Origin of the sequence: Citrobacter sp. wls706, from assembly GCF_005281305.1 — a bacterium.
GTDB classification, from domain to species: domain Bacteria; phylum Pseudomonadota; class Gammaproteobacteria; order Enterobacterales; family Enterobacteriaceae; genus Citrobacter; species Citrobacter werkmanii.
In genome coordinates, this window is record NZ_SZXG01000037.1 from 66,896 (window position 1) to 81,277 (window position 14,382).

The 14,382-nt window shown below is 52.4% G+C and carries 15 protein-coding genes; 13 read left to right on the plus strand and 2 right to left on the minus strand.

All coding sequences use genetic code 11. The features are described from left to right. Window position 1: 1 nt before the first annotated feature. The 8 genes from FDW92_RS16935 to dinB all read left to right on the plus strand — a co-directional run bounded on the left by FDW92_RS16935 (window position 2) and on the right by dinB (window position 6,420). Window positions 2-319 (plus strand): hypothetical protein, encoded by a 318-nt coding sequence (locus tag FDW92_RS16935; RefSeq protein WP_042310399.1) that lies wholly within the window; start codon window positions 2-4, stop codon window positions 317-319. Then, window positions 316-1,491, plus strand: a complete 1,176-nt coding sequence (locus FDW92_RS16940) for a flagellar hook-length control protein FliK (protein ID WP_042310397.1) — start codon at window positions 316-318, stop codon at window positions 1,489-1,491. Before FDW92_RS16935 ends, FDW92_RS16940 begins: the two co-directional genes overlap by 4 nt. Window positions 1,492-1,498: 7 nt before the next feature. Further along, the gene (locus FDW92_RS16945) at window positions 1,499-1,969 is read left to right on the plus strand and encodes a flagellar basal body-associated FliL family protein (RefSeq protein WP_042310395.1); all 471 of its coding nucleotides are present in this window, start codon (window positions 1,499-1,501) and stop codon (window positions 1,967-1,969) included. A gap of 20 nt (window positions 1,970-1,989) precedes the next feature. After that, on the plus strand, window positions 1,990-2,706 hold the full coding sequence (locus FDW92_RS16950) for a FliA/WhiG family RNA polymerase sigma factor (RefSeq protein WP_042310394.1): 717 nt from the start codon (window positions 1,990-1,992) through the stop codon (window positions 2,704-2,706). A 29-nt stretch (window positions 2,707-2,735) separates the two neighbouring features. Beyond that, window positions 2,736-3,599, plus strand: a complete 864-nt coding sequence (gene motA / locus FDW92_RS16955; RefSeq protein WP_006685923.1) for a flagellar motor stator protein MotA — start codon at window positions 2,736-2,738, stop codon at window positions 3,597-3,599. A 2-nt stretch (window positions 3,600-3,601) separates the two neighbouring features. Beyond that, entirely contained in the window at window positions 3,602-4,600 is a 999-nt protein-coding gene (gene lafU / locus FDW92_RS16960) for a putative lateral flagellar export/assembly protein LafU (RefSeq protein WP_042310392.1), read from the plus strand. Window positions 4,601-4,656: 56 nt separating this feature from the next. Further along, the gene (locus FDW92_RS16965; protein WP_042310390.1) at window positions 4,657-5,298 is read left to right on the plus strand and encodes a hypothetical protein; all 642 of its coding nucleotides are present in this window, start codon (window positions 4,657-4,659) and stop codon (window positions 5,296-5,298) included. 66 nt (window positions 5,299-5,364) lie between these two features. Next, window positions 5,365-6,420: a DNA polymerase IV gene (gene dinB / locus FDW92_RS16970; RefSeq protein ID WP_042310387.1), complete on the plus strand. Its 1,056-nt coding sequence runs from the start codon at window positions 5,365-5,367 to the stop codon at window positions 6,418-6,420. Window positions 6,421-6,522: 102 nt separating this feature from the next. Here the strand turns inward: dinB and pepD are convergent, their stop codons facing one another. Further along, complete coding sequence (pepD, locus tag FDW92_RS16975; protein WP_042310385.1) at window positions 6,523-7,980, minus strand: cytosol nonspecific dipeptidase; 1,458 nt, start codon at window positions 7,978-7,980, stop codon at window positions 6,523-6,525. A gap of 261 nt (window positions 7,981-8,241) precedes the next feature. Here pepD and gpt point away from each other — a divergent pair, with 261 nt between their 5' ends. The 3 genes from gpt to crl all read left to right on the plus strand — a co-directional run bounded on the left by gpt (window position 8,242) and on the right by crl (window position 10,504). Next, window positions 8,242-8,700: a xanthine phosphoribosyltransferase gene (gene gpt / locus FDW92_RS16980; protein ID WP_038637683.1), complete on the plus strand. Its 459-nt coding sequence runs from the start codon at window positions 8,242-8,244 to the stop codon at window positions 8,698-8,700. Between the two features lie 100 nt (window positions 8,701-8,800). Next, window positions 8,801-10,045, plus strand: a complete 1,245-nt coding sequence (gene frsA, locus FDW92_RS16985; RefSeq protein WP_042310383.1) for an esterase FrsA — start codon at window positions 8,801-8,803, stop codon at window positions 10,043-10,045. Between the two features lie 57 nt (window positions 10,046-10,102). Beyond that, window positions 10,103-10,504 (plus strand): sigma factor-binding protein Crl, encoded by a 402-nt coding sequence (crl, locus tag FDW92_RS16990; protein WP_042310381.1) that lies wholly within the window; start codon window positions 10,103-10,105, stop codon window positions 10,502-10,504. Between the two features lie 56 nt (window positions 10,505-10,560). Here the strand turns inward: crl and phoE are convergent, their stop codons facing one another. Then, window positions 10,561-11,616 carry a phosphoporin PhoE gene (phoE, locus tag FDW92_RS16995; RefSeq protein ID WP_042310379.1) on the minus strand — a complete coding sequence of 352 codons (1,056 nt, stop codon included), beginning with the start codon at window positions 11,614-11,616 and terminating at the stop codon, window positions 10,561-10,563. A 289-nt stretch (window positions 11,617-11,905) separates the two neighbouring features. Between phoE and proB the strand changes: the two genes are divergently transcribed. Both proB and proA read left to right on the plus strand, forming a co-directional pair. After that, window positions 11,906-13,009 carry a glutamate 5-kinase gene (gene proB, locus FDW92_RS17000; RefSeq protein ID WP_003031373.1) on the plus strand — a complete coding sequence of 368 codons (1,104 nt, stop codon included), beginning with the start codon at window positions 11,906-11,908 and terminating at the stop codon, window positions 13,007-13,009. Between the two features lie 11 nt (window positions 13,010-13,020). After that, window positions 13,021-14,271 carry a glutamate-5-semialdehyde dehydrogenase gene (gene proA / locus FDW92_RS17005; protein ID WP_042310376.1) on the plus strand — a complete coding sequence of 417 codons (1,251 nt, stop codon included), beginning with the start codon at window positions 13,021-13,023 and terminating at the stop codon, window positions 14,269-14,271. Window positions 14,272-14,382 lie beyond the last annotated feature (111 nt).

Genomic DNA, 14,382 nt, shown 5'->3' on the forward strand with positions numbered 1-14,382 from the left:
GATGGAAAGAGAGCGTCAGCAACAGCAGCTTTATGCCCTGGTGGCGGCGATGAACGATGCCCTGGATCAAAAACGGTGGCGTCGATTACCGGGGCTGCATCAGCAGGTGATGCGTGACTTTCATGCCTATGCTGCCTGGGAAACTGACGCCGAGTCGCTACGGGAAGTGAAGAGCAGACTGCTGGCCGCGTTTGAGGCATTAATTGCGCGGCGAACGCAGCGTGCGGAAGAACTCAAAGCGCGTATGGAGAAACATCAGCAAAACCAGGAAGGAATGCTGGCGTATTCAATGGTTAATTTAATTTCGGAGAAGGCATGAATCCTGTATTACTGGCCTCGGTCAGTGCGTCGGCAGAGGCCACACCGGAAAAGGCGACTATTTCGGCGTCGGCGGCCCCTGCAAGCAGCGGCACATTTTCTTTACCCCAATCGGGGTTTAACGCCGCGGCTGAGCGGCTGATTGGCGCAAAACTGAGTCATCAGCTGACATCGGCGGCTGCAGATAAAGCAGACGATGCGAATCCGGCAGCCATGCAGGCATTGTTGGCGATGCTACTGGCGCAACCGACTCAGGCGGCTCCTGCTGGAGTACAGAAGCAACCTGATGGTGAAATGCTGAAAATGCTGGCGCAGGTGCAAACCACTCATTCGGGAGCATCGCTGCTGCGCCAACTGGCGAGCGCCATGGCCCAGCCGGAAAAAGCGTCCACGCCATCGGCTGAGCAGCATACAACCGACTTATCGTCACTGCCGCCTAAGCTGCAAACGTTATTGGCGTCTCTCAGTGAGGATTTGCCGCCAGCAACCCCGGATCAACAGGCTAAGCTGGCGACGTTTTCCGCCCAGGATCTGCGTGCGATTGCGCCGGAGCCTGCGTCACTCTCGACCACCCAACAAATTTCTGCTCGGGTGAAAGCAACCCAGAACGCCAGTCCGCGCCCGGTGGTGGAGAGAAAAACCGCTGGAGTGACGGTTAACCCGGCGCTCTCTACGCAAAGTTTGCTCACTACCGCGGCGCAGGGAAATCAGCCGGTGAATCCGCTGACTGACCATAACATCGTGTCAACGCAAGCGTCCTCGCCAGTGACGATGTCAACGGAGGAACTCGGGGAGAAACTCACCGCGCTGCTTAAAGACAGAATTCAGTTCCAGCTTGGTCAGCAACAGCAGGTATCAACCATTCGTCTTGACCCTCCTTCGCTGGGCAAACTGGAAATCGCCGTGCAACTGGATTCAGGCAAGCTGATGGTTCACATCGGCGCAAATCAGAGCGATGTCTGCCGCTCATTGCAACAATTTAGCGAGAACCTCCGCCAGCACCTGACGGCGCAGAACTTCATGGAAGTCAATGTTCAGGTCTCTTCCGAGGGGCAATCGCAGCAGCAGCAAAAACAGCAGTCAGGTCATCAACAGGATGAGGTGACGTCGGCGTTAACGCTTAACGATGAACCTCAATTTCAACAAAACGAATCCATTCTGATCAAAGTGTAAGAGCAAGATGAAGAAAATTGTTATCGCGTGTGTGATCAGCTCCGTTGTGGCTCTGGGTATTGCGGGGGGCGTAGGATGGGGCATTTATCATTCTATGAATAAGCGAACTACGGCTGCAGCAGAGGTTCCTGCCCATGAAGCGGAAGACAGCCAGGATGAATCCAGCAGTATTTTTGTCTCCCTGCCAGAAACGGTGGTTACGCTGCATGATGATGAAGGGGGCGATCGCTATATGGTCGCTGAGCTGGTAATGGTCGTTGATTCAGAGAAAGACGCTGAAAAAATTAAGAAGGACGAACCGCTTTATCAAAGTATTACCGTAGATGAGCTCTCGAATATGAAATATGAAGATATTCGGGCGCTGAAGATCTCCGATATCAGAAAGAAAGTATTTGAGAATCTGAAAGTCGAATTAGCGAAACGCAAAATGGCGACACCTTATAAGGACATATTGGTGAAAAAAGTCGTGTTCCAATAAGCGGCAAGCCAGGAAATAACATGATACAGGATGCTTACGAGTCAGAAGACTTTAATGCCACGCCCGTGCTCACGCCAAAGCAAGAGAGCCATTATTTACAGGCTTATCTACCTTTGGTGCGCAAAGTGGTGCGTCAACTTGCGCCGCAATGTACCTGCGTTATGGACAGGCAGGATATGGAACAAACGGCGCTGATGGGATTGCTGAACGCGATTCGCCGCTACGGTCAGCCAGACGAAGGTTTTGCCGGTTATGCTGTCCACCGCATACGCGGCGCAATTCTGGATGAGCTGCGCAGCCTCGACTGGCGGCCTCGCCAGTTACGACAAAAATACCATCAGATTAAAGATATGATTCGTGATGCGCGCACACAGCTTGGGCATGAACCCTCATGGGAGGAGTTGTCCGGGCTGGGATTATCGTCTGAGGATTATCAGGAATATCAACAGTTGGAAGGCGCCGAAACGCTGGCCAGTCTGGATGAATTACTGAATGGCGATATGCCGATTGCACTGCTCGAAGGGCGGGGGCTTGAGGAGCAATTCGTCACCCAGGAGATGTTGAGTTACGCCCTGAGCCAACTCAGCGAAAAAGAGGGCCTCGTGCTCTCAATGTATTACCAACACGATATGAATTTAAAAGAGATCGCGCTGGTATTAGGGCTGACCGAAGCCCGAATTTGTCAAATGAATAAAAAAATCACGCACAAGATTCGTGATTGTTTATATCCAGACTAACAATTCCGAATCAACATGCGGAGGACGTAATGCAAAAGATTTTTGGTTTATTAGTGGTTTTGGGCTGCGTATTTGGCGGCTACTTTGAGGCTGGTGGGCAGTTAATTGCTATTTGGCAGCCAGCAGAAATTATTATTATCGTCGGTGCTGGTCTGGGGGCGATGATTATTGGTAACCCGGTACATGTCCTGAAAGAGATCGCCCACCAGATCAAAGGGGTGATCAGTAAAAAGAAAATGGGACCGGAGTTTCAGCGTCAGCTACTGATGTGCCTGTATGAGCTGCTGGAAATGGTGCAGAACGGTGGTCTGCGTATGCTGGATCAGCATATCGAGCAGCCGGAAGAAAGCACCATTTTCCAGAAATACCCGCTGGTGCTGACTCAGAAGCGACTGGTGACATTTATCGCCGATAATTTCCGTCTGATGGCGATGGGGAAAATCGATGCCCATGAACTGGAAGGGATCCTCGATCAGGAACTGGATACCGCCGAAGAGTCTTTGTTAACCCCTTCGCGCTCCTTGCAGCGTACCGCCGAGGCGATGCCTGGATTTGGCATTTGTGCTGCGGTACTGGGCATTATCATCACCATGCAGTCTATCGATGGCTCCATTGCGCTTATTGGTTTGAAAGTGGCGGCGGCGTTAGTGGGGACATTCTTAGGGGTGTTCATCTGTTATTGCCTGATGGACCCGCTGGCAAACGCCATGGAACAGCAGGCGCGGGCAGAGCATTCGCTGCTCGAATGCGTTCGTACCGTGCTGGTGGCGCAAGCGGGCGGTAAACCGACGCTACTGGCGGTCGATGCTGGCCGTAAACTTCTCCATCTGGCCTCTAAACCCACTTTCGCCAATCTGGATGCGTGGGTTAATGCGATGCTGGAGCAGGAATAAGCATGAGGAAGGGGCCAAATCGTCGCGATCGCGGCGCGAAAACCACCATTATCCGCCGACAAATTAAAAAGAACCATGCAGGTCATCATGGCGGGGCGTGGAAGGTCGCCTTTGCTGACTTTACGCTGGCGATGATGGCGCTGTTTATGACGCTGTGGATTGTGAACAGCGTCAGCAAGGCTGACCGCGAAAATATCGTGGCGGCGCTGCATGGCCAGTCAATCTTTAACGGTGGCGGTATGGCGCCGTTAAACAAGCTGGGCAAGCAGCCGATAGCGCCAGGCGCGCAGAAGAAAAACGTCACGCGCAACAAGCTTGATAAAACCGTGAATCCACAGGAGACGGCGAGGATCACGGAAGAGAACGCTAAAAAGGCGCTGGATGTGAACGAGAAAACGGCGTTACTGAAACAAAAATCAGCCCAGGAGCTAGGCGAGCTGGCGACCGACATTAACGTCATTGCCCGCAATGCGCATATGGAGACCAACCTTGAAATGGAGATTGTTCCTCAGGGGTTGCGCGTTCTGATTAAAGATGATCAGAACCGTAATATGTTTGAACGCGGTAGCGCCAAAATTATGCCGTTCTTTAAATCGCTGCTGGTTGAGCTGGCCCCCGTGTTTGACTCGCTGGACAACAAGCTCATCATTACCGGGCATACGGATGCGATGAGCTATAAGAGTAACATTTACAACAACTGGAACCTGTCAGGCGACCGCGCATTATCGGCCCGTCGTGTCCTGGAAGACGCAGGGATGCCGCAGGATAAAGTAATGCAGGTCAGCGCAATGGCTGACCAAATGCTGCTGGATGCGAAAAATCCGGAAAGCGCCGGCAATCGTCGCATTGAGATCATGGTATTGACGCAAAGCGCTTCCGATACGCTGTATCAATATTTTGGTCAGCATGGCGAGAAGGTTGTGCAACCACTGGTTGATAAGCTCGACAAACAAAAGCAGGTGACTTCTTTACGCCAACATTCTGCTCCCGTCGCTCATTAATTCTGTTCCCCGTCCCCCACGCAATGTGGGGGAAAATTATCCCGCAGGAAGGCAATATGATAGATATAGCCCATATTATTCCATTGGATATTCATACTGATAACGTCACGGATGTGGCCTGTCAGGGCGCGCATTTCGACAAAGTTTCCGGGATCTGGTACATCGAACCCCATGAGCTAAACGAGGCGCTTCGTGACTATGTCTACAACACCGACAGTTTTAACATCGTCGCGCCGTACTATCTGGTGATTACCTCGAAGATGCACTGCTGGAACTGCCACCAGCTTACCCATATTCACGGAGTGATGTTTACCCGGTTTATCAGAAAAGATCCGGATGGCAAAGGCTGGCAACCTATTCGACGGAATACCTTTCTGTTCCACATTAATTCTCTGCCTGAAGAGATAAAAAAGAACATCAAAGCCAGCAATTACTATCTGGATAAAAGTAAAACCACCGGGCTACGTTACTGGATGAATCATTGTGAAATTTGTGGAGAGCGTCTGGGCGACTACGAGCTTTTCTGCGTGGAAAATGACGCCTTTCGCCTGATGACGATCGAAAAATTGCTGCGGGCAAAGATTCGCAAAGTGAATAAGCTTTTTGTCAGTACGGCGGGTAATCCCGCAGAACATAAGACCACGGACATCGTGCGCTACCTGTGTGATGCGCGCTTCGTTATGAATGGTCCTGCGTAAGGCATAATCAGACTTCTCACACCATAAAAATACTGTATACTTAAACAGTGTTGTGGGAGGCGAGTGATGCGCAAAATCATACATGTTGATATGGACTGTTTTTTCGCGGCGGTGGAAATGCGTGATAATCCAGCCCTGCGCGACATTCCCATTGCTATTGGCGGCAGTCGTGAACGCCGGGGGGTTATCAGCACTGCCAATTATCCGGCGCGTAAATTTGGCGTGCGTAGCGCAATGCCGACCGGAATGGCGTTAAAACTGTGCCCGCATCTCACGTTATTGCCTGGTCGATACGAGGCTTATAAAGAAGCCTCCCGCCAGATTCAGGCGATCTTCTCCCGTTATACTTCGCTGATCGAACCTCTTTCGCTGGATGAAGCCTATCTGGATGTGACCGACAGCGCTCACTGTCACGGTTCCGCCACGCTGATAGCGCGGGAGATCCGCCAGACGATTTTCAACGAGCTACAGTTAACCGCCTCCGCCGGGATTGCGCCGGTCAAGTTTCTGGCAAAAATAGCCTCCGATCTCAATAAGCCCAACGGGCAATATGTTATTACCCCCGCCGATGTTCCCGAATTTCTCAGAACGCTGCCGTTAGGGAAAATACCCGGCGTAGGCAAAGTTTCTGCCGCTAAGCTGGAAGCGATGGGGTTGCGCACCTGCGAGGATGTTCAAAAATACGACCTGGCCATGTTGCTCAAACGGTTTGGTAAGTTTGGTCGCGTGTTGTGGGAACGCAGCCAGGGTATTGATGAGCGCGACGTCAACAACGACAGACTGCGCAAATCAGTCGGCGTCGAGCGTACGCTGGCAGAAGATATTCATGAATGGGCTGAATGTGAGGAGATTATTGAGCGTCTATATCCCGAACTGGAACGGCGTCTGGCAAAGGTAAAACCGGATCTGTTGATTGCCCGGCAGGGAATAAAACTCAAGTTTAATGATTTTCAGCAAACCACGCAGGAGCACGTCTGGCCGCGCTTAAGTAAAGATGACTTAATTGCGACGGCGCACAAAACCTGGGATGAACGTCGGGGAGGGCGAGGCGTGAGACTGGTGGGATTACACGTCACGCTGCTGGATCCACAGTTGGAAAGGCAACTGCTGCTGGGAATTTAACTCTGATGTATTGCCGGATAGCGGCGTAAACGCCTTATCCGGCCTACAAATCAGCGCGTAAGCCGGATAAGCGCAGCGCCATCCGGCATTTATTACAGAGACTTACTTCGCCGGAATCGACTTCAACAGTTCAGTCAGCAGCGTCCAGTAGTGGCCGACGCTTTCAATATGAACCTGCTCATCCGGGGAGTGCGGACCGGTGATAGTTGGCCCGATGGAAACCATGTCCATATCCGGATACGGTTTCTTGAACAGACCACATTCCAGACCGGCGTGGATAATCTGGATGTTCGGCGTTTTGTTGAACAGACGCTGATAGGTTTCGCGAACCAGGTGCATAACCGGAGAGTTAGCATCCGGCTGCCAGCCAGGATACGCGCCTTTGGCTTCGGTTTTGGCACCGGCGAGCTTGCCCAGTGAATCCAGCATGCTTACCACGTAGTCTTTACCGCTGTCGATCAGCGAGCGAACCAGGCAGTGGATCTGTACATTATCGTCAGTCATGGTCACGACACCGACGTTCAGGGAGGTTTCCACCACGCCTTTCGCTACGTCGGAATTGCGGATCACGCCGTTCGGGGTGGCGTTCAGTAGACGAACAAAGCTATCGCGAGACTGTGCGGTCAGCGCGGCTTTATCGTTGGCTACGGCATCCAGAAGCAGAACCAGATTCTTCTCTTTGGCTTCCAGTTCGTTTTTCAGGATGTCCTGGTAAGTGTTAACCAGCGCTTTTAAGGCATCAACCTTATCAGTAGCCACGGCGAGGGTCGCAAAAGCTTCACGTGGAATCGCGTTACGCAGCGTGCCGCCGTTGAAATCAATCAGACGCAGATCCAGCTCTTCAGCGTGGCCCGCCAGGAAGCGTACCAGCAGCTTATTCGCGTTACCGAGGCCGACGTGGATTTCGCCACCGGAGTGACCGCCTTTCAGACCTTTTAAGGTCAGTTTAAAGCTCTGGAAACCAGCCGGAACCGCCTCACGGGACAGTGGCAGGTTTGAGGTAAAGTCGATACCCCCAGCGCAACCCATGTAGATCTCACCTTCTTCTTCAGAGTCGGTATTGATCAGGATATCTGCCTGCAGCCAGTTAGCCTGCAGACCGAACGCGCCATCCATGCCCGCTTCTTCGGTCATAGTCAGCAGCACTTCCAGCGGACCGTGTACCACGTTGTCATCCGCCAGGACGGCCAGCGCGGACGCCATACCGATGCCGTTATCCGCACCCAGCGTGGTGCCACGGGCTTTCACCCATTCGCCATCAATATAAGGTTGGATAGGATCTTTGGTGAAGTCGTGCACGGTGTCGTTGTTTTTCTGCGGGACCATATCCAGGTGCGCCTGCAGAACGACCGGTTTGCGGTTTTCCATGCCTGCAGTGGCAGGTTTGCGAATCAGGATGTTACCGACCTGGTCGCGCTCGACGTGAAAACCTTTCTCCTGGGCCCAGCTCAGAATATGTTCAGCGAGCTGCTCTTCATGGTAGGACGGATGAGGAATAGAACAGATTTTGGCAAAAATATCCCACAACGGTTGCGGGGATAATTGAGACAGTTCAGACACGTTGAGTCTCCTTGGCGATGTCCTACAAAACTTGCTTGCAGGGCACGGGGTTAGCTGAATAAAAAACACCACAAGTCAGGCTTGCGCGATGCGATTGAGAATACCACTTTCTCCGCTGACGGCTAGCATAAAGCATGCAAAAAGAGGCGTGGATTCTGCGAAACACTGGTTTTTAGTGCGTCAGATCTCTATAATCTCGCGCAACCTGGTTCACCCTCAATTTATTAATTAGCCGTAGATAAACAGGCTGGGACACTTCACATGAGCGAAAAATACGTCGTCACCTGGGACATGTTGCAGATCCATGCACGTAAACTGGCAAGCCGCCTGATGCCTTCTGAACAATGGAAAGGCATTATTGCCGTTAGCCGTGGTGGTCTGGTGCCGGGCGCATTGCTGGCGCGTGAATTGGGTATTCGTCATGTCGATACCGTATGCATCTCCAGCTACGATCACGACAACCAGCGCGAGCTGAAAGTGCTTAAGCGTGCTGAAGGCGACGGTGAAGGTTTTATCGTCATCGACGACCTGGTTGACACCGGCGGCACCGCGGTTGCGATCCGCGAAATGTATCCTAAAGCGCATTTCGTCACTATTTTCGCTAAGCCGGCAGGTCGTCCGCTGGTAAATGATTATATTGTTGATATCCCTCAGGATACCTGGATTGAGCAGCCTTGGGATATGGGCGTAGTGTTTGTCCCGCCGATCTCTGGTCGCTAATCAGCAACGCTTTCAACGCCTGGCTATGCCGGGCGTTGTTCTTTATTAATCCCCATCAGGTTACACTATGCCTTAATGAGTATTCATGGAGGCTGCAAGAATGTCACAAGCTAACCTCAGCGAAGTCCTGTTCAAACCCCGCTTCAAACACCCTGAAACGTCTACGCTGGTTCGTCGTTTTAATCACGGCGCGCAGCCGTCCGTACAATCTGCCCTGGATGGCAAAACAATCCCACACTGGTATCGCATGGTGAATCGCCTGATGTGGATCTGGCGCGGCATCGATCCGCGTGAAATCCTCGAAGTACAGGCGCGTATCGTGATGAGCGAAGCCGAACGCACGGATAAAGAGCTCTACGACACGGTCATTGGTTATCGTGGCGGGAACTGGATCTATGAGTGGGCAAAGCAGGCGATGGAATGGCAACAGAAAGCGTCTATGGAGGAGGATCCACAGGTGAGCGGGCGCCACTGGCTGCATGCCTCTACGCTGTACAACATTGCCGCTTATCCGCACCTGAAAGGCGATGAGCTGGCAGAGCAGGCGCAGGCTCTGGCCAATCGCGCCTATGAAGAAGCCGCTCAACGGCTGCCGGGCACGCTGCGTGAGATGGAATTCGCGGTCGCTGGCGGCGCGCCGATAACCGGCTTCCTGCATATGCCAAAAGGCGATGGTCCGTTCCCGACGGTACTGATGTGCGGCGGTCTCGATTCCATGCAAACGGACTACTACACCCTGTATGAGCGCTACTTTGCTCCGCGCGGTATTGCCATGTTGACGCTGGATATGCCGTCGGTCGGATTCTCATCAAAATGGAAACTGACTCAGGATTCCAGCCTGCTACATCAGCATGTATTAAAGGCGCTGCCTAATGTCCCGTGGGTGGATCACACCCGCGTGGCGGCCTTCGGTTTCCGTTTTGGCGCTAATGTGGCGGTACGCCTGGCGTATCTGGAGTCGTCACGGCTGAAGGCGGTGGCCTGCCTGGGACCGGTTGTACATGCGCTGTTGAGTGACCCGCAGCGTCAGGCAAGCGTCCCGGAAATGTATCTTGACGTTCTGGCCAGCCGCCTGGGGATGCATGACGCTTCCGATGAAGCGCTGCGCGTTGAGCTTAATCGCTATTCATTAAAAGTGCAGGGACTGCTCGGTCGACGCTGCCCGACGCCAATGCTGTCGGGGTTCTGGAAAAATGATCCGTTTAGCCCGGAAGAGGAGTCGCGTTTAATCACCTCGTCATCTTCTGACGGTAAGCTGCTGGAGATTCCATTCAACCCGGTGTATCGCAATTTTGACAAAGGACTGCAAGAAATAACCAAGTGGATCAATCAGAGATTGTGTTAAAAGTTTGCTAAATTTTATCGATTTGGTAAAACAGGAGCTTCACCTAAGGAGATCGTAATGACGTTACCGAGTGGGCATCCGAAAAGTAGATTGATCAAGAAATTCACCGCGCTTGGCCCGTACATCCGGGAAGGGCAGTGCGAAGACAATCGCTTTTTTTTCGATTGTTTGGCTGTTTGCGTCAACGTGAAACCCGCCCCTGAGAAACGTGAGTTCTGGGGCTGGTGGATGGAGCTTGAGGCGCAGGAAAAACGCTTTACCTACAGCTATCAGTTTGGTTTGTTTGATAAAGATGGCAACTGGACGGCGGTGCCGGTGAAAGAGACTGAAGTGGTAGAGCGACTGGAATACACCTTACGTGAGTTTCATGAAAAATTACGTGGATTGTTAACGTCGCTGAATCTGGCGCTGGAGCCTGCTGACGATTTTAAGGATGAGCCGGTTAAATTAACCGCATAATGAACAGTAAAATGCCGGATGGCGGCGCAACCCCATCCGGCATTTTTTATCCTAAATCAGAACTGATAAACCATACCGACGGCAACGATATCATCATCGTTGATACCCAGTTTATTGTCGCTATCCAGCTGGTTGATTTTATAATCGACAAACGCGGACATATTTTTGTTGAAATAATACGTAGCGCCAACGTCGATATAATTCACCAGATCTTCATTGCCGACGCCTTCAATATCTTTACCTTTTGACAGCACATAACCCAGTGACGGACGCAGACCAAAGTCAAATTGGTACTGAACAACCGCTTCGAAGTTCTGTGTTTTATTGGCGAAGCCGCCGGAAATCGGCGTCATATTGCGCGTTTCAGAATAGAACGTCGCAATATAGATATCGTTAGCATCATATTTTAAACCCGTTGCCCAGGCTTCTGCTTTATCGCCTGTACCGCGAGTTTGCAGATTCTGCTGATTGGTACGATCGGAGTTGGTATAAGCGCCGCTTACGGCGAAATCGCTACCGCCAAAGTCATAGGTAACGGATGTACCAAAACCATCGCCGTTCTGTTTTTTCACATCGCGGTCCTGGTTTTTACCCTGATATTGCAGGGTCAGATCCAGGCCATCCACGACGCCGAAGAAATCGGTGTTACGGTAAGTCGCCAGGCCGCTGGCGCGTTTGGTCATAAAGTTATCGGTCTGCGCAGATGAATCGCCGCCGAACTCCGGGAACATATCGGTCCATGCTTCTACATCGTACAGTGCGCCCAGGTTACGACCATAATCAAACGAGCCAAGATTTTTTAATTTCAGACCGGCAAAGGCCAGACGTGTTTTTTGCTGGTTGGAATCACTTTCAGCTTTATTGCCAGCGAACTCTGCTTCCCAGCGACCGTAACCCGTCAGTTCATCATTAATTTGCGTTTCGCCCTTAAAACCTAAACGGATATAGCTTTGGTCGCCGTCCTTGCTGTCATAATCCGTCATGTAATGCATGGCTTTCACTTTGCCATACAGATCCAGTTTATTGCCGTTCTTGTTATACACTTCAGCTGCCTGTACGGATGCCGACGCCACAATCCCCATCACCACTAATGCCAGAGTGCTCTTTTTCATTTTCATTCCTGATTAAAAGTACGCGCTAATATTCACTGGGTGTGATCCCCGTTAAAAGACAGGAAGGTTTTTAACGTCTGGCAATGAACGTTTTATGACAAAGTAAGAATATTTTTAAAAAAGAGTGTTTTTATGTTTCTGTAATCAATGCGTCAAAATCTGCCGCTACGCTTGCTGATCCTGCGCAATAAAATTTCATGCTTTGTGCGCTGGCTGTTGGCAACCGGGGCCAGTCCTGCTAAAACGTTCGTTTGATATCATTTTCCCCAATTTTGAATGGCAGAGAATCATGAGTGACAGCCAGACGCTGGTGGTAAAACTTGGCACCAGTGTGTTAACGGGCGGATCGCGCCGCCTGAACCGCGCCCATATCGTAGAACTGGTTCGCCAGTGCGCGCAGCTCCATGCCGCAGGGCATCGTATTGTTATCGTTACCTCAGGCGCGATCGCCGCCGGGCGTGAGCATCTTGGTTACCCTGAGCTCCCGGCGACGATAGCCTCGAAACAGCTGTTGGCGGCGGTAGGGCAGAGCCGATTGATTCAACTGTGGGAACAGCTGTTCTCTATTTACGGTATCCATATCGGGCAGATGCTGCTGACACGTGCGGATATGGAAGACCGTGAGCGCTTCCTTAATGCCCGCGATACTTTACGCGCGCTGCTGGATAACAACATCGTTCCTGTCATCAATGAGAATGACGCGGTGGCGACCGCCGAAATTAAAGTCGGCGATAATGACAATCTCTCGGCGCTGGCGGCAATTCTGGCCGGAGCCGATAAGCTACTGTTGCTGACCGATCAGCAGGGACTTTTCACTGCCGATCCGCGCACCAACCCGCAGGCGGAGCTGATTAAAGACGTTCACGGTATTGATGATGCGCTGCGCGCCATTGCCGGCGACAGCGTTTCTGGCCTGGGAACGGGCGGTATGGGCACTAAATTGCAGGCCGCAGATGTCGCGTGCCGCGCCGGAATCGACACTATTATTGCCGCGGGCAGCAAGCCGGGCGTGATTGGTGATGTGATGGAAGGCGTTTCCGTTGGGACGCGTTTTCATGCTCAGGCCTCTCCGCTGGAGAACCGTAAACGCTGGATTTTCGGCGCGCCGCCTGCCGGGGAAATTACCGTCGATGAGGGGGCTACCGCTGCGATCCTGGAACGCGGCAGTTCATTACTGCCAAAAGGCATTAAAAGCGTGACAGGCAACTTTTCTCGTGGTGAAGTGATTCGTATCTGCAATCTCGAAGGGCGCGATATCGCCCACGGCGTGACCCGCTATAACAGCGACGCGCTTCGCCGTATTGCCGGACACCACTCACAGCAGATTGACACCATCCTTGGCTATGAATACGGCCCGGTTGCTGTCCATCGCGACGACATGATTACCCGTTAAGGAACAGGCATATGCTGGAACAAATGGGCATTGCTGCCAAAGCTGCGTCATACAAGCTGGCGCTGCTCTCCAGCCGCGAAAAAAATCGCGTGCTGGAAAAAATAGCCGATGAGCTGGAAGCGCAAATGGAAAGTATCCTTAGCGCTAACAAGCAGGATGTAGAACAGGCGCGTGAAAATGGTCTGAGCGAAGCGATGCTCGACCGCCTGGCACTGACCCCTGCGCGCCTGAAAGCGATTGCTGATGATGTGCGTCAGGTGTGTAATCTTGCTGACCCGGTCGGGCAGGTGATTGACGGGGGCCTGCTGGATAGCGGCCTGCGTCTCGAGCGCCGTCGCGTCCCGCTGGGCGTGATTGGAGTGATTTATGAAGCGCGTCCTAACGTTACCGTTGATGTTGCCTCCCTGTGCCTGAAAACTGGTAATGCGGCGATCCTGCGCGGCGGGAAAGAGACTTACCGGACTAACGCGGCGACCGTGGCGGTGATCCAAAAGGCGCTGGAAGCCTGCGGTTTACCCGCAGCAGCGGTGCAGTCGATCGACAACCCGGATCGCGCGCTGGTCACTGAAATGCTGCGTATGGATAAGTACATCGATATGCTGATCCCACGCGGTGGCGCGGGCCTGCACAAGCTGTGTCGTGAGCAGTCGACTATCCCGGTCATCACCGGCGGCATAGGCGTGTGTCATATTTATGTGGATGATTCTGCTGAAATCGCTCCAGCGCTGAAGATTATCGTCAACGCCAAAACCCAGCGTCCGAGCACCTGTAATACCGTGGAGACCTTGCTGGTGCATCAGGATATCGCTGAGCGTTTCCTGCCTGCGTTAAGCCAAAAGATGGCGGAAAGCGGTGTTACGCTGCACGGCGACGAAATCGTGATGCAGGTACTGCATGGCCCGGCCAAACTGGTGCCGCTGAAACCGGAAGAGCTGGATAACGAGTTTCTGTCTTTGGATCTGAACGTTGTGGTGGTCGAAAATATGGATGGTGCTATCGCGCACATTCGTGAACACGGCACCCAGCACTCAGACGCTATCCTGACGCGCACGCTCAGCAACGCCAACCGTTTCGTGAATGAAGTTGATTCTTCTGCCGTGTACGTGAATGCTTCCACCCGTTTTACCGATGGCGCCCAGTTTGGACTGGGGGCTGAAGTGGCGGTGAGTACGCAAAAACTGCACGCGCGTGGCCCAATGGGGCTTGAAGCACTGACCACATATAAGTGGATTGGCTTCGGCGACGACACCATTCGCGCGTAATTGAAACCGGGTGATGCAAAACAGGCGTTTGATTCGCAAGGCCAGTAATGCATCGCCCGGTTTGTTTTAACCTTCTTTGCCATACCTGCGTTCGTTTCAGCTCTGCGTTTT